Genomic DNA, 21,806 nt, shown 5'->3' with positions numbered 1-21,806 from the left:
GAAGGCCGCGCGCGTCTAGCCTGGAGGGCGTGTCATCCCCCGAATCCACGCCCCTTCTTCCCGCCGCGCACCCCCTGGTCGACGGACGCACCACGAACAGCCCGCTGGTGCGTGCCGCGCGGGGAGACCGCCCCGAGCGCCCCCCGGTGTGGTTCATGCGGCAGGCGGGCAGGTCGCTGCCGGAGTACCGCGCGTCGCGCGCAGGCACAGAGATGCTCGACGCGTGCCTGACCCCGCACCTCGCCGCGGAGATCACCCTGCAGCCGGTGCGGCGCCACGGCGTGGACGCGGCGGTGTTCTTCAGCGACATCGTGGTGCCGGTGCTCCTCGCCGGGATCGACGTGACCATCGTCCCCGGTCGTGGTCCGGTCATCGATCAGCCCGTGCGCTCGTCCGCCGACATCCTGCGCCTGCGCCCGATGGACCCCGAGGCGCTGGCCCCGATCCGCGAGGCCGTCTCGATCGTCGTGGCCGAGCTCGGCACGACCCCCCTCGTCGGCTTCGGGGGAGCGCCGTACACGCTCGCCAGCTACCTCGTGGAGGGCGGTCCCTCCAAGGAGCAGCTGCGCACCCGCGCCCTCATGCGCACCGATCCCCACGCGTGGGCCGCTCTGCTGAACTGGTGCGCCGACGTCACCGGTGCGTTCCTGCGCGCCCAGGTCGAGTCGGGAGCAAGCGTCGCGCAGCTGTTCGACTCGTGGGCGGGCTCCCTCTCCCGCGCCGACTACCACAAGCGCGTCGCGCCGCACTCGCGCCGTGCATTCGATGCGCTGCGCGGCACCGACGTGTCCCGCATCCATTTCGGTCTCGGCCTCGGGGACGTCCTCGACCTGCTGCCGGGCATCGGCGCCGACGTCGTCGGCATCGACTGGCGACTCCCGCTGGATGAGGCCAACCGCCGACTCGACGGCCGCGTGCCGCTGCAGGGGAACATCGACCCGGCCCTGTTGAACGCCCCGTGGCGACTGCTGGAGCGCCACGTCGAGGAGGTCATCGAGGCGGGATCGGCGGCGCCCGCCCACATCCTGAACCTCGGTCACGGCGTGCCGCCGGACACCGACCCCGACGCCCTCACGCGCATCGTCGCGTTCGTCCATGGCCGCTGACCTCCTCGTCGCCGGTGGCGGCGTCGCCGGGCTGGTCTTCGCCCGGCGCGCCGCGCTCGCCGGTCACCGGGTGCGGCTGTTCGAGGCCGCGCGCGTCTTCGGCGGTCAGGTCTCCCGGCAGGATGTCGCGGGCGTGGCGCTCGACGCCGGCGCGGAGTCCTTCGCCACGCGGGGAGGTGACGGTCCCGGAACCGTCCTGGCGCTGCTCGGCGAACTCGGGCTCGCCGGTGACGTCGTCGCGCCGGCCGCGGGCTCACCCGCCTGGGTGCAGGAGCAGAGCGACCGCACCTTCCCGCTCCCGGCTGCCGGGCTCCTCGGCATCCCGACGGACCTGGACGAGACCCTGCTCCCCGCCCTCGGAGCGGCAGGCCTCGCCCGCGCCCGCCAGGACGCGACCCTTCCCCCCGACCAGGGAGCGACGGCCGAGACGCTGGGTGCGCTCGTCCGCGCCCGCATGGGAGACCGGGTTCTCGACGCCCTCGTCGCCCCGGTCGTCCGGGGCGTGCACTCGACCACCCCCGACGCGCTGCCGATCGACAGTGCGTCGCCGCGCCTTCGCGAGGAGTTCCGCCGGACGGGGTCGCTCGCCGCTGCCATCGCGTCGATCCGAGCCACATCCCCTGCCGGCAGTCAGGTCGCCGGGGTACGCGGCGGGGTGTTCCGCCTCGTCGATGCCCTCGTGGCCGACGCCGCCGCGCACGGGGCCGAGCCTCACCAGCGGTGCCCGGGTCACCGCCGTCGCCCCGGACGGCATCGAGGTCGACGGTCGCCGCATCCCCGGCATCCCGGTCCTCGCCCGGCCGCGGCGGACGCCGGACCCCGCCCGGAGGATCACCGTCGTCACCCTCGTCGTCGACGCGCCCGCGTGGCGCGACGCCCCGCGGGGCACCGGGGTGCTCGTCGGTGCCGATGTCCAGGATGTGCGCGCCCGCGCCCTGACCCACCTCACCGCCAAATGGCCGTGGATCCGCGAATCCCTCGGCCCGCGGGAGGCGGTGCGGCTGTCGTATGACGGCTCCGCCGCCTCGGATGCCGCCGCTGTGGCCGTCCGCGACGCCGAGACGCTCCTCGGCTCACCGATCGATGCGCTCCTCGATCACACGGTGCGCACCTGGAATCGCTGGGGCCGCGCAGACGCGGGCGATGCTGCCCTCGCCGTCGGGGAGGAGACCGCGGGCACGGGGCTGGCCGCCGTCGTCCGCCACGCCGAGGCACTGGCCACATCTCTCACCGTCGAGAGGGCGAGTGGCCACCCGTCCGGTGAACGGGGGAGGATGGAGGGGTGACCGATACCGCCCCCTCCGCTTCGTCCGAGACCCCGAACGACCGGCACTACGCCCTCTGGGCGGTGCTGCGACGTGAGCCCGGGACGCCGGTGCCGGAGGAGCTTCCCGCCATCGTGGACGTGGCCGCCGCCGCCGGCGACACCCTCCGCGGCGTGTACGACGTCTCGGGCCTTCGCGCCGACGCCGACATCCTCCTCTGGCTCGTCGGCCGCTCCGCCGAGCACCTGCAGGCGGTGCTGCGCGACCTTCGCCGCACGCGCGAGCTCGCGGGGCTCGCTCCGACATGGAACGCGCTCGGGGTGCACCGCGACGCGGAGTTCAGCCGCGACCACAGCCCCGCCTTCGCCCGGGGGCTCGCTCCCAAGCAGTGGGTGACGGTGTATCCGTTCGTGCGCAGCTACGAGTGGTATCTCCTCCCCGCCGAGGAGCGCGGCGCCATGCTCGGCGAGCACGGCCGGATGGGCCGCGACTACCCGCAGGTGCAGAGCAACACCGTCGCGAGCTTCGCCCTCGGCGACTACGAGTGGTTGCTCGCCCTGGAGGCCGATGACGTCATCGACCTGGTCGACCTGATGCGCTACCTCCGTGCCACCGAGGCGCGTCGCCACGTTCGCGAAGAGGTGCCGTTCTTCACCGGGCGGCTGATCGAGCCCTCCGAGATCGCCGACGTGGTGCGATGACGCTGCGTCTGGGAACCCGCGCGAGCGCGCTGGCGATGGCGCAGGCCGGCACCGTCGCCGCCGCCCTCGGTGCGGAGCTGGTGCCGATCGTCTCCGACGGCGACCGCTCCAGCGCGCCGCTTGCGTCGCTCGGCGGTGCCGGGGTGTTCGCCACGGCGCTGCGCGCAGCTCTGCGCGCCGGTGAGGTCGACGTCGTCGTGCACTCCTACAAAGACCTCCCGACCGCGCCCGAGGAGGGGCTCGCGATCGGCGCGGTGCCGACACGGGCCGATGCGCGCGACGCGCTGTGCGCACGCGACGGGCTCACCCTCGACACCCTGCCCGAGGGCGCGCGCGTCGGCACCGGCTCCCCCCGCCGTCGCGCGCAGCTCGCGGCGCGGCGCCCCGACCTCGACCTGATCGACATCCGCGGCAACATCGACACCCGTCTGTCCCGCGTGGGCGCGCAAGACCCGGAGCGGCGCCTGGACGCCATCCTCCTCGCCGCCGCGGGGCTCAGCCGCATCGATCGCTCGGACGCGGCGACGGAGTTGATGCCGCTGGAGCGCTGGCCCACCGCGCCCGCGCAGGGGGCCCTCGCCGTCGAGACCCGCGCCGGCGAAGAGCATCGCGTGTCGCGTCTGGAGCACCGCCCGACCCGGTTGGCCGTCGACGCCGAGCGCGGCGTGCTCGCTCGTCTGGAAGCGGGCTGCGCAGCCCCGATCGGGGCCCACGCTTTCTTCGACGACGGGCTGATGTTCCTCACCGCGCGGATCTACCGCCCCGACGGCACGGCACAGCTCACCAGCGCCCATGCCGCCGACGCCGAGGACCCGGACGTCGCCACAGAGCTGGCCGCCCGCGTGGCCGACGAGCTCCTGGCCCAGGGGGCCGCCGACCTCGCGCCCGTCGGCCCCGGTGCCCGAGAGGACCAGGCATGACCCCCAGCCCTCCGCCCTTCCCTGCCACCCGCCCCCGGCGGCTTCGGCAGAGCACCGCCTGGCGTCGGCTGGTCGCCGAGACCCGGGTGCACCCCGCGCAGCTCGTGCTGCCGATGTTCGTCCGTGAGAACGCCGACGCGCCTGTTCCGATCGGTTCGATGCCGGGCGTGCAGCAGCACTCCCTCGAGTCGCTGCGCGGAGAGCTGCGGCGCGCGGCGGCCGCGGGCATCGGCGGCGTGATGCTCTTCGGCGTGCCCGAGCACAAAGACGCCCAGGGCTCCGGCGCGACCGACCCCGAAGGCATCCTCAACGTCGCGACGCGCATCGCCGCCGACGAGGTCGGCTCCGACCTCGTCGTGCAGACCGACCTGTGCCTCGACGAATTCACCGACCACGGTCACTGCGGGGTGCTCGACGGGCGCGGGCGTGTCGACAACGACGCCACCCTCGAGCGCTACCGCGACATGGCCCTCGCGCAGGCGGCCGCCGGGTCCGAGCTCCTCGGGCTCTCCGGGATGATGGACGGCCAGGTCGCCGTCATCCGCTCGGCCTTGGACGAGGCCGGGTTCTCGCACGTCGCGCTCCTCGCCTACGCGGCCAAGTACGCCTCGGCGTTCTACGGCCCGTTCCGCGAGGCCGTCCAGTCCTCTCTGCAGGGTGACCGGCGCACCTACCAGCTCGATCCGGGCAACCGGCGCGAGGGCGCGCTCGAGGTCGCGCTGGATGTCGCGGAGGGCGCGGACATCGTGATGGTCAAGCCCGCGATGTCGTATCTGGATGTGCTGGCCGACACCGCGGCATCCTCACCGGTCCCGGTGTGGGCGTATCAGGTCAGCGGTGAGTACGCCATGATCGAGGCCGCCGCCGCTCACGGCTGGATCGATCGGGAGCGCGCCATCGACGAGTCGCTGCAGAGCATCGTCCGCGCGGGCGCCGACGCGGTGTTGACGTACTGGGCTGTGGAGACGGCAGAAAGGTGGGCACGATGAGCATGACCCTCACCCCGACCGACAACGTCGAGGCCGCCGCGCGCGCCCGAGCCGTGATCCCCGGCGGCGTGAACTCGCCTGTCCGCGCCTTCGGCTCGGTAGGGGGCACGCCGCTGTCGATCGTGGGCGCTCACGGCGCGTACGTCCGCGACGTCTCGGGACGCGAGTATGTCGACCTCGTCGCATCCTGGGGTCCTGCTCTCCTCGGCCACGCGCACCCGGGTGTCGTCGCCGCGGTGCAGGAGGCGGCCGCGCGCGGACTGTCCTTCGGCGCCTCGACCCCCGGTGAGACGCTCCTCGCCGAGGCGGTGATCGGCCGCCTGCGAGTCGGGGAGGCATCGGAGATCGAGCGTCTGCGCCTGGTGTCCACCGGCACCGAGGCGACCATGACCGCGATCCGCATCGCCCGCGGCGCCACCCAGCGCGACCTCATCGTGAAGTTCGCCGGTCACTACCACGGTCACTCCGACGGCCTCCTCGCCGAGTCGGGGTCGGGGGTGGCGACCCTCGGCCTTCCCGGTTCGGCGGGCGTTCCGGCCGACATCGCCGCGCTCACGATGGTGCTGCCGTACAACGATCGGGATGCGATCGAAGAGGCGTTCGCGCTCCACGGGAACCGCATCGCCGCCGTGATCACCGAGGCCGCCGGCGCCAACGCCGGAATCCTCCTGCCCGAGGACGGCTTCAACGCCTTCCTCGCCGACACCGCTCACGCCCACGGCGCCCTCCTCATCTCCGACGAGGTGCTCACCGGCTCCCGGGTGGATCCCGCCGGCTGGTGGGGGCTCGAGCACCGGGCCGGGGCCTCCTGGACGCCCGATCTCGTCACCTTCGGCAAGGTCATCGGCGGCGGGATGCCGCTCGCGGGCATCGGCGGCCGCAGGGATCTGATGGAGCTGCTCGCCCCCCTTGGACCCGTCTACCAGGCGGGCACGCTCAGTGGGAACCCGCTCGCGGTGGCCGCGGGCCTGGCGACCCTGCGCCTCGCCGACGACGCCGTCTACGCCCACGTCGATCGGGCCGCGGGCGTCGTCTCCCGCGCGGCGGGCGAGGCCCTCGACGCCGCCGGTGTCGCCCACGTCATCACCCACGCAGGGAGCCTGTTCTCGATCGCCTTCCGCGACCGGCCGGTGCGCGACTACGACGACGCCCGGGCACAGGAGGGATGGCGCTACCGCGCCTTCTTCCACGCGATGCTCGAGGCAGGGGTCTCCCTCCCGCCGAGCGTGTTCGAGGCGTGGTTCCTCACGGCCGCGCACGATGATGAGGCGCTGGAGAAGATTCTCGCCGCGCTTCCGAAGGCTGCGCGCGCCGCGGCATCCGCTACCCCACTCTGACCTCAGACCCAGCCGGGGAGCCAGTTGTGCGCCCGCCAGAAGTCGTAGGGCACCGTCGTGGCGGTGAGGATCGGGTACCAGAACGCCGACACCAGCAGCACGATCCCGAGGAAGGCGAGCACTGCCACCCGGCCGGGAAGCCGGCGCTGCGGGTCGGGGGATCGGGTGATGTCGCGGAGGGCGAAGGTGAGAGCCAGCACCGTGAAGGGCAGGATCGCCACGGTGTAGAACTGGAACACCGTGCGCTCGGGGTACAGCAGCCACGGCAGGTACGTCACGGCGACGCCGGTGAGGACGAGCGCGTGTCGCGCGTCGCGATCGCGGAAGAACCGGTACGCGAGGTAGACCACTGCCGCGACGCCTGCCCACCAGATGAGCGGGTTCGGCATCGAGTAGATATTCTGCACCCCGGCGTCGGTCTGGTCGTAGTACATCGAGGTCGGGCGCAGGAGCAGCGGCCACTGCCATGCGGGGCTCTCGTAGGCGTGGTCGGTGTCGAGGCCGACATGGAAGTCGTAGATCCCCTGGTGGTAGATCCAGAGGCTCTCCAGCGCCGTCGGAGCCCTGTCGCGGCCGTAGCCGCCCGTGGTCGCCAGCCACCCCCACCATGACGCGAGGTAGATCATGGCAGCGACCGGGACGAGCAGCAGGAACGACACCGGCCCCTGCCGCAGCACGCCGTCGACCGCCCAGAGCCGGATGCCCGCCCGTCGCCGGGCGAGGAGGTCGGTGACGACGGCGTAGATGCCGATCCCCGCGAGCGCGTACAGCCCCGACCACTTCACCCCGCTCGCGGCGCCGGCGGCGACCCCGGCCGCGACGAGCCACGGCCGATCCCACAGCACGGGTCCGAGGCGGTAGCCGCCCTCGCCGTCGGGTGATCGCAGGGCCAATGCCGCGGCGAGCCGATCGGGAAGGCGCCGCCGGTCGAGGGCGACGAACCAGAAGGCCACGAGCACGAACAGCGCCACGAAGATGTCGAGGAGGGCCACCCGGCTCATCACGATGGCCAGTCCGTCGACGGCGAGCAGCAGACCCGCGACGGTGGCGAAGACGGTGGAGGCGGTGAGCGTTCGGGCGAGGAGGAACAGCACGAGCACGAGCGCCGTCCCCGCCAGCGCGGTCGCGAACCGCCAGCCGAACGACGAGTCGGCGCCGAAGAGCGCCATCCCGGCGCCGATGAGCAGCTTGCCGAGCGGCGGATGGACGACGAACGCGGGCTCGTCGGCGGTGAAGATCCCGGTCTCGCCGGCGACGAACCGGTCGTTGGTGTCGTCACCCTCCGGCCATTCGGCGGCGTACCCCAGCACCCACTGGCTCCAGGCGTCCTTGACGTAGTACGTCTCGTCGAAGACGAGGGCGTGCGGGTGGCCGAGGTTCCAGAAGCGCAGGACGGCGGCGAGGAGTGTCACGGCGACCGCGGCGAGGACCGTCCATCGGCGGGCGAGCCGCCCGTCGTCGGACACCCGCTGCTGCCACCGGTCCCACGCCGACGGCCGGGTCAGCGCGGGTGCGGGGGCGGTCACGTCGACCAGCCTAAAGGCGGCCCGCCTAAGCTGACGGCATGCTGATCCTCGCGGCCACACCGATCGGCAACCTCGGCGATGCATCCGACCGCCTCCGCCGCGCGCTGGCGGAGGCTCCCGTCATCGCGGCGGAGGACACCCGCACGACCCAGCGCCTGCTCGCCGCCCTCGGGGTGGAGAATCGCCCGCGGCTGATCGCCCTGCACGATCACAACGAGAAGACCAAAGCGGCCGAGATCGTCGAGCTCGCCCGCGCGCAGGATGTTCTCCTCCTCAGCGATGCCGGCATGCCGACGGTGAGCGATCCCGGGTTCTCCGTCGTCGCGCGGGCGGCCGTCGAGGGGGTCGCCGTCACGGTGATCCCGGGTCCGAGCGCGGTGGTGACCGCGCTCGCGGCATCGGGGCTGCCGACCGACCGCTTCACCTTCGAGGGCTTCCCACCACGGAAAGCCGGTGAGCGCGACGCGCTCTTGGCAGAGCTGTCGACGGAACGCCGCACCATGGTGTTCTTCGAGGCTCCGTCGCGTATCGCCGAGACCCTCGCCGCCCTCGCCCGTGCCTTCGGGCCCGAACGCCCCGCAGCGGTCTGCCGGGAGCTCACCAAACTCCACGAGGAGATCCGCCGGGGTTCGCTCGGCGAGCTCGCCGACTGGGCGGGCGGCGGAGTGCGCGGCGAGATCGTCGTCGTGGTGGCCGGCGCCGAGCGCCGCGGGGTGTCGCTGGCCGACGGAGTCGCCGAGGTGACGGATCTCGTCGCGGGGGGCATGCGATTGAAGGATGCCGCGGCAGATGTCGCCGGGCAGACCGGCCTGTCGCGGCGCGATCTCTACGAAGCGGCGCTGGCTGCACGTCACACGGCGGCCGGTGGCATCCGGTCCACCTAGAATTCTCGGGTGACTTCCGGCCGATCCTTCTACATCACGACGCCGATCTACTATCCGAGCGACGTGCCCCACATCGGCCACGGCTACACCACCGTCGCCGTGGACGCGCTGGCGCGCTGGCATCGGCAGGCCGGTGACGACACGTGGATGCTGACCGGAACCGACGAGCACGGGCAGAAGATGCTCCGAGCCGCCGCCGCGAACGGGGCCACACCGCAGGAGTGGGTGGACCGGCTGGTGACGGAGTCGTGGTTCCCGTTGCTCGAGACACTGGACGTCGCCAACGACGACTTCATCCGCACCACCCAGCCCCGGCACGAGGAGCGCGTGCGCAAGTTCGTGCAGGCCATCTACGACCGCGGGTACATCTACGCCGGCGAGTTCGAGGCGCTCTACTGCGTCGGATGCGAGGAGTTCAAGACCGAGTCCGAGATCGTCGACGGCACCGGGGCGTTCGAGGGTCTGAAGGTGTGCGCGATCCACTCCAAGCCCCTGGAGCTGCTGCAGGAGAAGAACTACTTCTTCAAGCTGAGCGAGTTCACCGAGCCGCTGCTGAAGCTCTACTCCGAGAATCCCGACTTCATCCGGCCGGAGTCGGCGCGCAACGAGGTCGTCTCCTTCGTCAAGCAGGGCCTGAAGGACCTGTCGATCTCGCGGTCGACGTTCGACTGGGGCATCAAGGTGCCGTGGGATGAGACCCACGTCATCTACGTGTGGGTGGACGCGCTGCTGAACTACGCCACCGCCGTGGGTTTCGGCTCCGATCCCGAGGAGTTCGCCCGTCGCTGGCCGGCCTATCACGTCGTCGGCAAAGACATCCTGCGCTTCCATGCCGTCATCTGGCCCGCCATGCTGATGGCCGCCGGTGTCGAGGTTCCCCGCGGCGTCTTCGCCCACGGGTGGCTGCTGGTCGGCGGCGAGAAGATGTCGAAGTCGAAGCTGACCGGGATCGCGCCCACCGAGATCACCGACGTCTTCGGGTCGGATGCGTACCGGTTCTACTTCCTCTCGGCCATCGCCTTCGGCCAGGACGGCTCGTTCTCGTGGGAGGACCTGTCGGCGAGGTACCAGGCCGAGCTCGCCAACGGCTTCGGCAATCTCGCCTCGCGCACCACGGCGATGATCGCCCGGTACCGGGAGGGCATCGTGCCGCCCCCGGGGGAGGAGACCGACGGGGACCGGATCATCCGCGAGACCGTGGCGAGCGCTGCGGAGCGCGCGGATGCCGCGATCGAACGGTTCCGGCTGGATGAGGCCATCGCGGCGACCTGGACGATCGTCGATGCGCTGAATCTGTACATCACCGAGAACGAGCCCTGGGTGCTGGCGAAGGACGAGGGGTCGCGCCCGCGTCTGGACACGGTGCTCTACACCGCCGCCGAAGGACTTCGCGCCCTCGCGGTACTGCTGTCGCCCATCATGCCGATCGCCAACGAGAAGCTGTGGGTGGGTCTCGGCGCCGCCGAGTCGCTGGGCCGGCTGCAGGATCAGCCGCTCCGCGACGCGGGGCGCTGGGGGCAGCTCCGCCCGGGCACGAGTGTCAACGCCCTCTCGCCCCTCTTCCCGCGCGTCGAGCAGCCGGGCGACGCGCGGCCGGAGGGTCGGGGGGCGTGAGCGACCCCAGCGGGTACGTCCGCGAGCGTCACAACGACGGGTCGCGCGATGTGCGGTGGCCCGCGGCTCCCGAGCCGCTGCGCGTGCCGGTCTACGACAACCACGCGCACCTCGAGATCATCGACGGCGACGAGCCCCTCGACCTGGACGCGCAGCTCGCCCGTGCCCGGGCCGTCGGCGTCATCGGGGTGGTGCAGGCCGGGGGTGACATCGAGTCCAGCCGCTGGTCGGCCGCCGCCGCGGCATCCCACCCCGACGTCCTCGCCGCCGTCGCCATCCACCCGAACGAAGCACCGGCCTATGCCGAGTCCGGCCACCTCGATGAGGCCATCGGTGTGATCGACGCGCTCGCGGCCGAACCTCGCGTCCGCGCGATCGGCGAGACGGGCCTGGACTTCTTCCGCACCGGCGAAGAGGGGCTCACCTCCCAGCACGCCTCGTTCGAGGCGCACATCGCCCTGGCGAAGAAGCACGGGCTGGCGATGCAGATCCACGACCGTGAGGCGCACGACGCCGTCCTGGAGACGCTCGCCCGGGTGGGAGCGCCCGAGAAGACCGTCTTCCACTGCTTCTCCGGCGACGCCGAGATGGCGCGCCGCTGCGCGGATGAGGGCTATTACCTCTCGTTCGCAGGCAACGTCACGTTCAAGAACGCCCAGAACCTGCGCGACGCCCTGAAGGTGACACCGAGGGAGCGGGTGCTGGTCGAGACCGACGCGCCTTTCCTCACCCCGACGCCGCACCGCGGACGACCCAACGCGCCCTACCTGATTCCCGTGACGGTGCGGTTCCTGGCCGCCGAACTCGAGGTCGACGTCGATGAGCTGTGCGCACAGCTCGCCGAGAACACCCTGGCCGTCTACGGCGCGTTCACGGACTGAGCGACGATGAGCGAGCTGTGGGACCTGATCGATGAGACCGGGCGGCCGCTCGGGCGGACGCATCGCCGCGATGATCCCGATCTCCCCGTCGGATCGTTCCACCTCGTCGTGTCGGTGTGCGTCGTCCGGCGAGACGGCCGGGTGCTGACCACTCGCCGCGCGGCGGTCAAGGACTGGCCGCTCTCGTGGGAGTTCCCTGCGGGAAGCGCACTGACCGGCGAGACCAGTCGCCAGGCGGCGGTGCGCGAGCTGTCGGAGGAGACCGGTGTCGTCGTCGATCCCGCCTCGCTCGGACTCGTCGGACGTGTTCGGGAGGAGCAGGCCCTGTTCGACCTCTACGTCGCGCGGGTCGACGATCCCGAAGTGATCCCAGATCCCGCCGAGGTCAGCGAGGCCGAGTGGGTCGTGCCGGCCACGGTCTTCGCCCGCACCGGTGCGGGGGAGATGGCCGGGCCATGGGTGCGGCGCCTGCGGGAGCTCGGTGATGCTCTTCGCGCCCGGCTCGCGACCTGACGCTCAGACCGCGGCGGCCTCGGGGCCGGCATCCAGCGCCGGCGGGGCGGCGGCGATGTGGGAGATCGAGCGCCACACCAGCGCGAGCGTGATGGCCGAACCCGCGAAGGCGAACCACCAGGGCCCGGTCGGACCCCAGATCTGGGCGATCACCCCGCCGAGGAACTGGCCGATCACGAGCCCGCCGAACACCCCCACCATGTTCACCGAGGCGATCCTGCCCTGCAGCGGCATCGGAACCAGACGCTGACGGACCGTCGTGGAGATCGTGCCCCATACGAAGGCGTAGAGGCCGAAGACGAACATGATCACGAATGCGACAGCCGGGACGGTGGTCAGCGCGAAGGCGAGGTGCATCAGAACCTCGCAGGTGAGGACGACGCGCATGAGGGTGGCGAAGGGGACCTTCCTCTCCAGGAAGCCGAAGCTGAAGACCGCGATGATCCCGCCGAGGGCCGAGGCGGTCGTCAGCGCGCCGTACCCCACGGGCCCCATGCCCAGGTACTCGGTGGCGTACAGCACCAGCACCCCCCAGGGCGCCGCCCAGGTGACGTTGAAGACGAGGATGATGACGACGAGCGTCCGCACCGGCGCGTTGTGCCTGAGCCAGCCGAGACCCTCCCGGATGGCGAGGAGCTTCGATTCGCGCTCGGGCTCTCCGTCGTCGCGCGCGGGGGTTCGCGCAATGCGCGAGATGAGGAGGATCGCCAGACTGACGCAGAAGACCTGCAGCAGGAACGGCACGAAGGAACCGGCGGCGAAGAGGAAAGCACCCAGCGGCGGCCCCGCCAGCTGGTTGCCCACGAGGAAGCCCGCCTGCATCCGGGCGTTCCCGACGCCGAGATCCGCCGGACGGACGAGCATCGGCAGCAGCGTGCTGCCGGCGGTGTCGGCGAACACCTCAGCGGTGCCGTAGAGGAAGGACGTCACCAGCACCAGCCAGACGGTCGCCTGCCCGGTGAGGAGGAACACCACGAGCGCGAGGATCACCAGGGCGCGGAGGGCATTGGCGAGCATGACCAGCCGGCGCCGGTCGTGGTGGTCGGCGACAGCCCCCGCGAGCAGCCCGAACAGCAGCCACGGCAGGAACTGCATCATGGCGCCCGCGGCGACGAGGATGGGAGATGACGTCAGCGACGCGATGAGCAGGGGAGCGGCGGCCAGGGCGATGCCGTCGCCGAGATTGCTCGTCCACGACGACGCCAGCAGCCACCGGAAGTCGCGGCCGAGGCGACGCGGAGCGACGAAGTCGCCGAGGAAGGGCATCCGATCATCCTACGATCGGATGCCGCGGCGGACGGCCCGTCGGCGGAAGGCTGCGGTCAGGCGCTGCGACCGGCTCTGGCGCGTTCCTTCGTCACGAACAGGGTCTCGGTCTGCTCCAGCTCCATCCCCTTGGTCTCGGGGATCTTCAGCAGCACGTAGACGAAGGAGAGCCCGGCGAAGATCGCGTACATGGCGTAGGTGAGCGGCAGCGACCAGCTCGACATCGCCGGGAAGCTCACCGTGATGAGGAAGTTCGCGATCCATTGGGCGCCGGCGGCGACGCCGAGCGCCTTGCCGCGGATGCGGCTGGGGAAGATCTCGCCGAGCAGCACCCAGACGAGCGGGCCCCACGACGCGCCGAAACCGATGACGAACAGGTTCGCCGCGACCAGGGCGATCGGACCCCAGGCGCCGGGAAGGCTCACCTCGCCGTCCACGGTCTCGGCGAACGCGAACGACAGCGCCATGGCGCCGAGCGACACGGTCATCATCACCGACCCGGTGAGGAGGATGGGCTTGCGTCCCACGCGATCGACGAGCACGATCGCCACGATCGTGACGAGCACGTTCGTCACCGAGGTGATGACGCTGATCAGCAGCGAGTTCTGCTCGGTGAACCCGACCGCACGCCAGAGCGTCGTGGAGTAGTAGAAGATCACGTTGATGCCGACGAACTGCTGGAACACCGACAGGATGATGCCGACCCAGACGATTCCCTGCAGACCGAACCGGGGACCCCGGAGCGACACGCCCTTGGCTTTCTTGTCCGCTGCGATCGCCTGCTCGAGGTCCTTCATCGTCTGGTCGAGGTCGGCCTCGGGCACGAGCCGGGCGAAGATCGCCCGCGCCTCGTCGTACTTCCCCTGCGAGATGAGGAACCGCGGCGACTCGGGCATCGTGAAGGCCAGCACGCCGTAGACGATCGCGGGCACGGCCTCGACGAGAAGCATCCAGCGCCAGGCCTCCAGCCCCAGCCACAGCTGTGAAGAAGCGCCGCCGGCGACCCCCGCGAGCAGGGCGTTGGAGAGCAGGGCGCCGAAGATGCCGAGCGTGATCGCGAGCTGCTGCAACGAGCCGAGCGTGCCACGGATCTGCCGCGGCGCCACCTCGGCGATGTAGGCCGGGGCGACGACCGAGGCGATGCCGATGCCGAGGCCGCCGATGAAGCGCCACACGGTGAGGTCGACGGCGCTGAACGCCAGGCCCGACCCGATGGCGCTGACGAAGAACAGGACGGCGCCGACGAGCATGACGCGCAGGCGTCCCCAGCGGTCGCTGAGGACACCCGCGAGCACCGCGCCGAGCGCACAGCCGAGGAGCGCCACGGCGACGACGAAGCCGGTGATCACCGCGGTGAGGTCGAACTGGCTCTCGATGGAATTGACGGCGCCGTTGATGACCGACGAGTCGAAACCGAAGAGGAACCCCCCGACCGCCGCGGCGATCGAAAGGGCCACCGCTCGGCGTCCGAATGGACTGCGCATGGAGAAGGCCTGGGTGGGAATCGACGCTGAGGAGCTCACGAGGGTCACCATAGTCCCGCGCGTTTCGCGGGAGTGAGGGCTTGCGCGGCGAGTCACTAGGGTGGAACCCATGGCGGTGACCCTTCTCGGTGCGGGCGAGATCCGCGCCCTCGCCGCCGAGCTGGACGTCACCCCGACCAAGAAGCTGGGTCAGAACTTCGTCGTCGACGCCAACACGGTGCGCCGCATCGTCCAGGTGGCACGGGTGGCGGCAGGGGAGCATGTCGTCGAGGTCGGACCCGGGCTGGGTTCGCTGACCCTCGCCGTCCTCGACGCCGGCGCAGAGGTGACCGCCGTCGAGATCGATCACCGTCTGGCGGCGCGACTGGAGATCACCGCCGGCCGGCACGGCGCGGCTCCGGGAACACTGCACGTCATCGACGCCGACGCGCTGGCCGTCACCGAGCTCCCCGGCGACCCGTCGGTTCTCGTGGCGAACCTTCCCTACAACGTGTCCGTGCCCGTGCTGCTGCACTTCCTCGAGACCTTCCCGGCGCTCCAGCGCGGGGTGGTGATGGTCCAGGCCGAGGTGGGGGAGCGGCTTGCTGCGGCGCCGAGGACGAAAGCGTACGGTTCCCCGAGCGTCAAGGCTTCGTGGTACGGACTCTGGCGGTTGGCGGGGAACGTGCCGCGTCAGGTGTTCTGGCCCGTCCCGAACGTGGACAGCGTGCTGGTGGCCTTCGAGCGCAGAGACGCACCGATCGGGTCCGAGGAGGAGAGGCAAGCGACCTTCGCACTCATCGACGCCGCATTCGGGCAGCGGCGCAAGATGCTGCGTCAGGCCCTGGCCGGCGTGCTCGGCGGGAGTTCCGCTGAAGCATCCGCCGTTCTGGAGACGGCAGGGGTGGCCCCCACCGCCCGCGGTGAGGAGCTCGTGGTGCACGACTTCCTGCGGATCGCGCACGTCGTCCGGGCGCGGCCGCCCGTCTGAAGACATCGTGTGTATACGGGGTGTGCCGCCCGTGTTCACCCGACGGCACCCTACGGTTTAGGTGTCCGGATACGATCGGACGACCCCGACCGCCAAGGGGGCGGAGAAACGAAGTGGACAGACTCCTCGCCGAGTACCCCAGACCCGAACGCGTGCTCCTGCATCTCAGTGACACGCACCTCAGAGCCCACGGCTCCCGTCTGTACGACCGCATCGACGCCGAGGAACGGCTCGAGCGCGCACTCACCGCGATCACCGATTCCGGGATCGCGCCTCACGCCCTGGTCTTCACCGGCGACCTCGCAGATCACGGCGAGCCCGAGGCCTACGACCGCGTCCGCGCTCTTGTCGAACCGGTCGCAGAGACGATCGGCGCCCGGGTGATCTGGGTGATGGGGAACCACGACGAGCGGTCGGCTTTCCGGGAAGGACTGTGGGGCCGCGCGGATGACGCGGGCCGCCCGGTCGACGGCGTCGACGAGATCGACGGCCTGCGCATCGTGACCCTCGACACCAGCGTCCCTGGCAGGCACCACGGGGAGCTGACCGATGCGCAGCTGTCGTGGCTTCGGCAGGTGCTGGCCGTCCCCGCGCCCCTGGGAACAATCCTCGCCATGCACCATCCGCCGGTCCCGAGCGTGCTCGACCTCGCCGCAACCGTCGAGCTGCGCGAGCAGTCACGCCTCGCGGAGGTCGTCCGATCGACCGATGTGCGCGCCATCCTCGCCGGTCACCTGCACTATTCGACCTTTGCGACCTTCGCGGGGGTGCCGGTGTCGGTGGCGTCGGCGACCTGTTACACCCAGGACCTCACCGTCCCCGTCGGGGGGACGAGGCCGCAGGATGGCGCACAGGCGTTCAACGTCGTCCACATCTACGACGACACCGTCGTTCACTCGGTCGTACCGGTGGACGCCGGCCCGGTGCTCGACTTCGTCGACGCGGCCGAGTCGCGTCGGCGTCTGGAGGACGCCGGCGTCGCCCTGCGCGACCCCGACGGTGCCGACGCCGACGCTGTCAGCGGGAGTTCGCCGCCGACGTCCCCGTTGCCGGTGCTTCGCTGATCTCGTCACGCTCCCAGGGCGCACGCACCGGGAAATAGCGCTCCAGGCTGTCGCGGATCGCGCGGATGCGCACTTCCTCGGGGAGCTCGGGCACGCTGCCGTCGTTCAGGCAGAACATGTCGGTGTCGCGACGGGCCAGGAGCCGCTCCATCCGGCGCAGCGATGCGAGCTGCGTCGTCTGGATGTAGCGGACCCGGGGCTTGGTGGTCACGATCGCCCGCCCGGTGAGCAGTGCGTAGTAGTGGTACAGGCTGTTGGTGACGGAGATGTCGGTGGCCGATCGGAACGGACTGCCCGCCGTGCGGGCGTAGTCGTCGGCGAACTCGCGTTCGAGCTCGTAGGCGACCGAGCGGCGCATCGGCACCGCGCAGTGCTCGAGGTCGTGGGTGATGAGGCGTCCGAATCTCTCGCGCAGCAGGGCGCGATTGACGCGGAGGCCGTTGTCGTGGCCGCTGCGCTCGGGGCGGGGGTCGCCGGTGCCGATGCGCACCCGGCTCTCGACGAAGGTGCTGACGCCCCCGGGCGAGAAGAACAGCTCGGGATCGACGGGCCGCCCGAAGAACATGTCGTCGTTGCTGTACAGGAAGTGCTCGGCGAGTCCGTCGATGCGGTGCAGCTGCGCTTCCACCGCGTGGGAGTTGTGAGTGGGGAGCACGCCCGGGTCTGCGAAGAACTCCTCGCTCCTCACGATCGTCACCCGGGGGTGGTCGGCCAGCCACGCGGGCGCGGGGGAGTCGGTGGCGATGAAGATGCGCCGCACCCACGGGGCGTGCATGTAGACGCTCCGCAGCGCGTACTTCAGCTCATCGATCTGGCGATAGCGCGCGGGGGCGTCGTCGCCGTCGCCGACGACGTAGCTCTGCATGCGTGCCGCACGGCTGCGCTGGAATTCGCTGGATGACCCGTCGACCCACGAGAAGACCATGTCGACATCGCCCGAGAACTCCGTCGCGTGCGTCTCGTACATGCCGGAGAGGGTGCGCCAGCGACGGCCGTGGCGTTCGACCGTGGTGTACGACACGTCGTCGGCGGCCATCGTCCGGCGGGTGAGGAGTGTGGGCCGCGGCGCCTCGACGAGGTCGGCCCCGAACCGCCACAGGTCGACGCGGGTCCCTGAGGCCGACCCGTAGCGAAGCGTGCCGCCCCGCGTCACACGCGGCCGGAACACCGTGACGGTCGCCAGGCCCACCGGTTCGACGAGGGCGTGCAGCGGGATGGCGTCGTCCCCGGGGATGCGTGCGTAGAACGGCTCGTCGGCACCGAGGCGCCGAAGGGCGTCGTATGCCCGCGCACCGTCCTCCACATCGACCACGAGGCGATCGCGGCGCTCCGCATCGCGCACCAGGAGAACGCCGATCCCCTCGGCACCCATCGCATCGGCGACGGCGAGCAGGTCGACCACGGTCGCCTCGCTCACGGGGAGCGTGTCGTGGACGGCGTGCAGCATCCCGTCGACGAGACGGACGTCGTCGCGAGCGAGCAGGTTCGTCCAGGGATCGCTCATCGACGGAAGGGGAGCGACACGTGCCATGGGAACCTCCTCGCGAAGTCAGGTGGGCGTGCCGCAGATGAGGCACCGGATAACTGTAGTTCTCCTTCTGTTTCCCCGGCGTTTCGTCCGCTGACACCCGAGATCGCGCGAACCCGCTCTCGCCGCGGGCGATAGCCTCGATGCATGACCGTGGACCCCGCCGGCCCCGCCGATCGCGTCCACGTCCGCGCCCCGGGCAAGCTCAACGTCTTCTTCGAGGTCGGGGCGGTGCAGCCCGACGGCTATCACGATGTCGCTTCGGCCTATCAGGCCGTGTCGCTCTCCGAGGACCTCTGGGCAGAGGTCGATGACGACTTCTCGCTGACCGTGTCGGGCTCCGTGGATGTCACGGGTGTGCCGGTGGACGACCGCAACCTCGCCCTCCGCGCCGCGCGTCTGCTGGCGAGCGAGATCGGCCACCGCGGCGGTGTGCGGCTGCACATCGACAAGCACGTGCCCGTGGCAGGCGGCATGGGCGGGGGATCCGCGGATGCCGCGGCCGCCCTGGTCGCGTGTGATGCCCTGTGGGGCGCCGAGCTCGGGTCATCCGGACTGCACCGGCTCGCCCGGCGCCTGGGAGCGGATGTTCCCTTCGCCCTCATGGGCGGGACGGCCATCGGCACCGGCCGGGGAGATCAACTGAATCGCGCTCTGGCCAAGGGCCGGTTCGACTGGGTCGTGGTGACCTCGGAGGACGGGTTGTCGACCCCCGAGGTCTACGGGCACCTCGATGTGATGAGGGGCCGCTCCGACATCGCTCCGCCGCCGCGCACGCCCGACGTCGATCCCGGCGTCCTCCAGGCTCTGCGCATCGGGGATGCCGTCGCGCTCGCCGCCCATGTGCGAAACGATCTGCAGGCGGCGGCGCTGTCGCTGCGCCCCGACCTCCGGGACGTCCTCGAGCTCGGTGAGGGGTCAGGTGCGCTGGTCGGCATCGTGTCGGGGTCGGGACCGACGCTGGCTTTCCTGGCGGTCGACCCCGAATCCGCGCTGGAGCTGCAGGTCGCCCTGAGCGTTTCCGGGCACCACGCCCTGCACGTCCACGGCCCGGTCGTCGGTGCGCGGATCATGCCGGAGTGAGCCGGGTTTCGTCCCGGTGTCGTCGGGGTCGGCTAGCGTGAACAGGGTCGTCGCCGGGACGGCGTGTCCGCACCAGGTCAGGAGAACCCCATGAAGGCCGTTCTGAACGGAACAGTGATCGCCGAGGCGCCGGAGAGCGACCTGGTGTCGATCGAGGGGAACTGGTACTTCCCCCCGTCGAGCATCGCCGACGGTGTGCTGGCTGAGAGCCCGACGCCGTACACGTGCCCGTGGAAGGGCGAGTGCCAGTACTACCACCTGAAGACCGGACAGGACGCGGTCAAGGACGGAGCCTGGGCCTATCCGACGCCCTACCCGACGGCGATCGACCGGGTGGGCAGGGATTTCGCCGGCTTCGTCGCGTTCGGCAGGGATGTGCAGGTCGGCTGAGGCCCCAGGAGGCACCCCGCCATGATCGAATTCCGAGGCGTCACCAAACGTTTCCCCGACGGCACGGAAGCGGTCCGATCCTTCGACCTCGTCGTGCCGGCGCACACCACCACCGTCTTCGTCGGTTCTTCCGGATGCGGCAAGACGACGCTCCTGCGCATGATCAACCGCATGATCGAACCGAGTGACGGCACGATCCTCATCGACGGCGAGGACATCGCCGGACGTGACCCCGTGAAACTGCGCCGAAGCATCGGCTACGTCATGCAGAACTCCGGTCTTCTGCCGCACTTCACCGTGGCCGAGAACATCGCCACCGTCCCGGTGCTGGAGGGAGTGAGCCGGAAGAAGGCCCGCGCGCAGGCGCTCGAGCTGATGGACACCGTCGGCCTCGACCAGGGGATGGCCGATCGCTATCCCAGCCAGCTCTCCGGCGGACAGCAGCAGCGCGTCGGCGTCGCCCGCGGCCTCGCCGCGAACCCCAACATCCTGCTCATGGACGAGCCTTTCGGCGCCGTCGACCCGATCGTGCGGGCTGAGCTCCAGGAAGAGCTGCTCCGCATCCAGCGCGATGTGGCCAAGACGATCGTGTTCGTCACCCACGACATCGATGAGGCATTCCTCCTCGGCGATCAGGTGGTCATCCTGGAGAAGGGCGCCCAGGTCGCGCAGCGCGGCACCCCCGACGAGATCATCGAGGAACCCGCCACCGACTTCGTCGCCTCCTTCATCGGTGCCGACAAGGGCAAGCGCGCGCTTCGGCTGAAGCAGACCCCTCACGGGACGGTGGTCGTCGACGGCGAGGGACGTACGCAGGGAGCTCTCATCGAGGATGGCGCTCGCACGTGACGTGGGTGCTGAACAACCTCGGACTCATCGGGGAGCTGGCCGTGGTGCACCTGCGGCAGAGCGTCATCGCCCTGGTTCTGGGGTTCGTCATCTCCGTGCCGCTGGGCTGGGTCGCCTGGCGCTACCGACTGGTGCGCAGCGGCGTGATCACGCTCACGGGTCTGCTCTACACGATTCCCTCGATCGCCCTGCTGGTGCTGCTGCCGAGCGCCACCGGGTTCTACTCCATCACCAGCGAGACCAACCTCGTCGTGGCCCTGACGATCTACGCCGTGGCCATCCTCGTACGCGCCGTCGCCGACGGCCTGGACTCCGTCGACGAGGGCGTGCGCCAGTCCTCCACCGCGATGGGATACGCCTCGTTCCGCCGATTCTGGGCGGTGGAGTTCCCGCTTGCAGGCCCCGTCATCCTCGCCGGGCTCCGGGTGACCGCGGCGAGCACCATCGCGCTGGCGACGGTCGGAATCCTCGCCGGGATCATCAACCTCGGCTACCTGTTCACCAACGGCCTCGACCGTCGGATCATCCCCGAGGTCGTCTCGGGTGTCGTCGCCGTGGTGGTTCTCGCCCTCCTCGTCGATCTCGTCCTCATCGTCGCGGGCCGCCTCCTCATGCCGTGGACCCGGCGCGTGGCGAGCACGCGGATGAGGTCGGGCCGGGTCGCCCTGACCGGAGCGAGCGCATGAACTACTTCATCGACGCGTTCGCGTGGATCTTCGGCGGAGACACCGGCTACCTCGACCCCATTCCGGTCGCTTTCGCTCAGCAGGTCGCGTACACCGTGGTGTCCGTCATCATCGCCGGCGCGATCGCGACGCCGATCGGGTGGTGGATCGGGCACACCGGCAAGGGCCGGGAGGTCGCCGTGGCGATCTCGGGCGCCGCACGTGCCATCCCCTCGTTCGGACTGCTGATCCTGCTCACCCTGCTGCTGGGGGTGCTGCGCAAACCCGAAGCCGCCGTCATCACGTTCGTCGTGCTCGCCATCCCGTCGATCCTGGCCGGGGCCTACGCCGGATTCGAGGCCATCGATCGCCGGGTGATCGATGCGGGCCGGTCGATGGGCATGACCGAACGGCAGATCCTCTGGCGGATCGAGGTGCCGCTCGGACTCTCGCTCCTGGTCGGCGGCATCCGGTCGGCGACCCTGCAGGTCGTGGCGACGGTCACGATCGCCGCGTATATCGGACTGGGCGGCCTCGGGCAATACATCATCACCGGCTTGGAACTGCGCCGCATCGAGGTCATCATCGGTGGTGCGATCCTCGTCGCGGCCCTTGCCCTCGTCTTGGACGGCGTGTTCGCGATCCTGCAACGACTCGCTGTCCCGCGGGGTGTCGCCGCCGGTGTGCGGCAGTCCACCTCATCACGTGCCCGGGCCCCGCGCATGGCGGCCGCCTGACCCCGCTCCTTCCCCGTCCGCATCAGAAAAGAGG

Annotated in this window: 22 protein-coding genes; 18 read left to right on the top strand and 4 right to left on the bottom strand. The window is 70.8% G+C overall.

The genetic code is table 11. The features are described 5' to 3' along the window. Nucleotides 1-29: 29 nt before the first annotated feature. The 7 genes from hemE to QSU92_RS02220 are packed head-to-tail and all read left to right on the top strand — an operon-like array spanning nucleotide 30 to nucleotide 6,318. Nucleotides 30-1,106 (top strand): uroporphyrinogen decarboxylase, encoded by a 1,077-nt coding sequence (gene hemE / locus QSU92_RS02250; RefSeq protein WP_289264567.1) that lies wholly within the window; start codon nucleotides 30-32, stop codon nucleotides 1,104-1,106. Then, nucleotides 1,096-2,118, top strand: coding sequence for an FAD-dependent oxidoreductase (locus QSU92_RS02245; protein ID WP_289264566.1), 1,023 nt, complete (start codon nucleotides 1,096-1,098; stop codon nucleotides 2,116-2,118). Before hemE ends, QSU92_RS02245 begins: the two co-directional genes overlap by 11 nt. Continuing rightward, on the top strand, nucleotides 2,102-2,392 hold the full coding sequence (locus QSU92_RS02240; RefSeq protein WP_289264565.1) for a hypothetical protein: 291 nt from the start codon (nucleotides 2,102-2,104) through the stop codon (nucleotides 2,390-2,392). The genes QSU92_RS02245 and QSU92_RS02240 overlap by 17 nt, the downstream gene beginning before the upstream one ends. Continuing rightward, nucleotides 2,389-3,072 carry a hydrogen peroxide-dependent heme synthase gene (gene hemQ, locus QSU92_RS02235; protein ID WP_289264564.1) on the top strand — a complete coding sequence of 228 codons (684 nt, stop codon included), beginning with the start codon at nucleotides 2,389-2,391 and terminating at the stop codon, nucleotides 3,070-3,072. Before QSU92_RS02240 ends, hemQ begins: the two co-directional genes overlap by 4 nt. Further along, nucleotides 3,069-3,992 (top strand): hydroxymethylbilane synthase, encoded by a 924-nt coding sequence (gene hemC / locus QSU92_RS02230; protein ID WP_289264563.1) that lies wholly within the window; start codon nucleotides 3,069-3,071, stop codon nucleotides 3,990-3,992. The genes hemQ and hemC overlap by 4 nt, the downstream gene beginning before the upstream one ends. Further along, nucleotides 3,989-4,981 (top strand): porphobilinogen synthase, encoded by a 993-nt coding sequence (hemB, locus tag QSU92_RS02225; protein WP_289264562.1) that lies wholly within the window; start codon nucleotides 3,989-3,991, stop codon nucleotides 4,979-4,981. Before hemC ends, hemB begins: the two co-directional genes overlap by 4 nt. Beyond that, nucleotides 4,978-6,318, top strand: a complete 1,341-nt coding sequence (locus QSU92_RS02220) for a glutamate-1-semialdehyde 2,1-aminomutase (RefSeq protein ID WP_289264561.1) — start codon at nucleotides 4,978-4,980, stop codon at nucleotides 6,316-6,318. Before hemB ends, QSU92_RS02220 begins: the two co-directional genes overlap by 4 nt. Nucleotides 6,319-6,320: 2 nt before the next feature. Here the strand turns inward: QSU92_RS02220 and QSU92_RS02215 are convergent, their stop codons facing one another. After that, on the bottom strand, nucleotides 6,321-7,844 hold the full coding sequence (locus QSU92_RS02215) for a dolichyl-phosphate-mannose--protein mannosyltransferase (protein WP_289264560.1): 1,524 nt from the start codon (nucleotides 7,842-7,844) through the stop codon (nucleotides 6,321-6,323). Between the two features lie 38 nt (nucleotides 7,845-7,882). Between QSU92_RS02215 and rsmI the strand changes: the two genes are divergently transcribed. From rsmI to QSU92_RS02195, 4 genes are read left to right on the top strand one after another with little or no spacing between them, the layout of a single operon-like run. Beyond that, nucleotides 7,883-8,728, top strand: coding sequence for a 16S rRNA (cytidine(1402)-2'-O)-methyltransferase (gene rsmI, locus QSU92_RS02210; RefSeq protein ID WP_289264559.1), 846 nt, complete (start codon nucleotides 7,883-7,885; stop codon nucleotides 8,726-8,728). A gap of 9 nt (nucleotides 8,729-8,737) precedes the next feature. After that, the gene (gene metG / locus QSU92_RS02205) at nucleotides 8,738-10,342 is read left to right on the top strand and encodes a methionine--tRNA ligase (RefSeq protein WP_289264558.1); all 1,605 of its coding nucleotides are present in this window, start codon (nucleotides 8,738-8,740) and stop codon (nucleotides 10,340-10,342) included. Next, on the top strand, nucleotides 10,339-11,223 hold the full coding sequence (locus QSU92_RS02200; protein ID WP_289264557.1) for a TatD family hydrolase: 885 nt from the start codon (nucleotides 10,339-10,341) through the stop codon (nucleotides 11,221-11,223). Before metG ends, QSU92_RS02200 begins: the two co-directional genes overlap by 4 nt. 6 nt (nucleotides 11,224-11,229) lie before the next feature. Continuing rightward, nucleotides 11,230-11,736, top strand: coding sequence for an NUDIX hydrolase (locus tag QSU92_RS02195; protein WP_289264556.1), 507 nt, complete (start codon nucleotides 11,230-11,232; stop codon nucleotides 11,734-11,736). A gap of 3 nt (nucleotides 11,737-11,739) precedes the next feature. Here the strand turns inward: QSU92_RS02195 and QSU92_RS02190 are convergent, their stop codons facing one another. Both QSU92_RS02190 and QSU92_RS02185 read right to left on the bottom strand, forming a co-directional pair. Then, nucleotides 11,740-13,002: an MFS transporter gene (locus QSU92_RS02190; protein ID WP_289264555.1), complete on the bottom strand. Its 1,263-nt coding sequence runs from the start codon at nucleotides 13,000-13,002 to the stop codon at nucleotides 11,740-11,742. Nucleotides 13,003-13,058: 56 nt separating this feature from the next. Beyond that, the gene (locus tag QSU92_RS02185; protein WP_289265791.1) at nucleotides 13,059-14,486 is read right to left on the bottom strand and encodes a sugar porter family MFS transporter; all 1,428 of its coding nucleotides are present in this window, start codon (nucleotides 14,484-14,486) and stop codon (nucleotides 13,059-13,061) included. A 109-nt stretch (nucleotides 14,487-14,595) separates the two neighbouring features. On the opposite strand from QSU92_RS02185, the gene rsmA reads away from it, so the two are divergent. Next, nucleotides 14,596-15,456, top strand: a complete 861-nt coding sequence (rsmA, locus tag QSU92_RS02180) for a 16S rRNA (adenine(1518)-N(6)/adenine(1519)-N(6))-dimethyltransferase RsmA (RefSeq protein WP_289264554.1) — start codon at nucleotides 14,596-14,598, stop codon at nucleotides 15,454-15,456. Between the two features lie 113 nt (nucleotides 15,457-15,569). Continuing rightward, nucleotides 15,570-16,520 carry a phosphodiesterase gene (locus QSU92_RS02175; protein WP_289264553.1) on the top strand — a complete coding sequence of 317 codons (951 nt, stop codon included), beginning with the start codon at nucleotides 15,570-15,572 and terminating at the stop codon, nucleotides 16,518-16,520. Here QSU92_RS02175 and QSU92_RS02170 read toward each other — a convergent pair. Further along, the gene (locus QSU92_RS02170; protein ID WP_289264552.1) at nucleotides 16,474-18,051 is read right to left on the bottom strand and encodes a stealth conserved region 3 domain-containing protein; all 1,578 of its coding nucleotides are present in this window, start codon (nucleotides 18,049-18,051) and stop codon (nucleotides 16,474-16,476) included. The two genes, QSU92_RS02175 and QSU92_RS02170, sit on opposite strands and share 47 nt — an antisense overlap. 144 nt (nucleotides 18,052-18,195) lie before the next feature. On the opposite strand from QSU92_RS02170, the gene QSU92_RS02165 reads away from it, so the two are divergent. The 5 genes from QSU92_RS02165 to QSU92_RS02145 all read left to right on the top strand — a co-directional run bounded on the left by QSU92_RS02165 (nucleotide 18,196) and on the right by QSU92_RS02145 (nucleotide 21,772). Then, the gene (locus tag QSU92_RS02165; RefSeq protein ID WP_289264551.1) at nucleotides 18,196-19,131 is read left to right on the top strand and encodes a 4-(cytidine 5'-diphospho)-2-C-methyl-D-erythritol kinase; all 936 of its coding nucleotides are present in this window, start codon (nucleotides 18,196-18,198) and stop codon (nucleotides 19,129-19,131) included. A gap of 90 nt (nucleotides 19,132-19,221) precedes the next feature. Further along, complete coding sequence (locus tag QSU92_RS02160) at nucleotides 19,222-19,521, top strand: DUF427 domain-containing protein (RefSeq protein ID WP_289264550.1); 300 nt, start codon at nucleotides 19,222-19,224, stop codon at nucleotides 19,519-19,521. A gap of 21 nt (nucleotides 19,522-19,542) precedes the next feature. Beyond that, the gene (locus QSU92_RS02155; protein WP_289264549.1) at nucleotides 19,543-20,370 is read left to right on the top strand and encodes an ABC transporter ATP-binding protein; all 828 of its coding nucleotides are present in this window, start codon (nucleotides 19,543-19,545) and stop codon (nucleotides 20,368-20,370) included. Continuing rightward, nucleotides 20,367-21,056 carry an ABC transporter permease gene (locus tag QSU92_RS02150; RefSeq protein WP_289264548.1) on the top strand — a complete coding sequence of 230 codons (690 nt, stop codon included), beginning with the start codon at nucleotides 20,367-20,369 and terminating at the stop codon, nucleotides 21,054-21,056. Before QSU92_RS02155 ends, QSU92_RS02150 begins: the two co-directional genes overlap by 4 nt. Beyond that, nucleotides 21,053-21,772 carry an ABC transporter permease gene (locus tag QSU92_RS02145; RefSeq protein ID WP_289264547.1) on the top strand — a complete coding sequence of 240 codons (720 nt, stop codon included), beginning with the start codon at nucleotides 21,053-21,055 and terminating at the stop codon, nucleotides 21,770-21,772. Before QSU92_RS02150 ends, QSU92_RS02145 begins: the two co-directional genes overlap by 4 nt. Nucleotides 21,773-21,806 lie beyond the last annotated feature (34 nt).

It is taken from the genome of Microbacterium sp. ET2, assembly GCF_030347395.1.
In the GTDB taxonomy this organism is placed as follows: domain Bacteria; phylum Actinomycetota; class Actinomycetes; order Actinomycetales; family Microbacteriaceae; genus Microbacterium; species Microbacterium albipurpureum.
The sequence above is the reverse complement of the archived record's forward strand: the minus strand, read 5'-3'. Positions and strand labels throughout refer to the sequence as shown.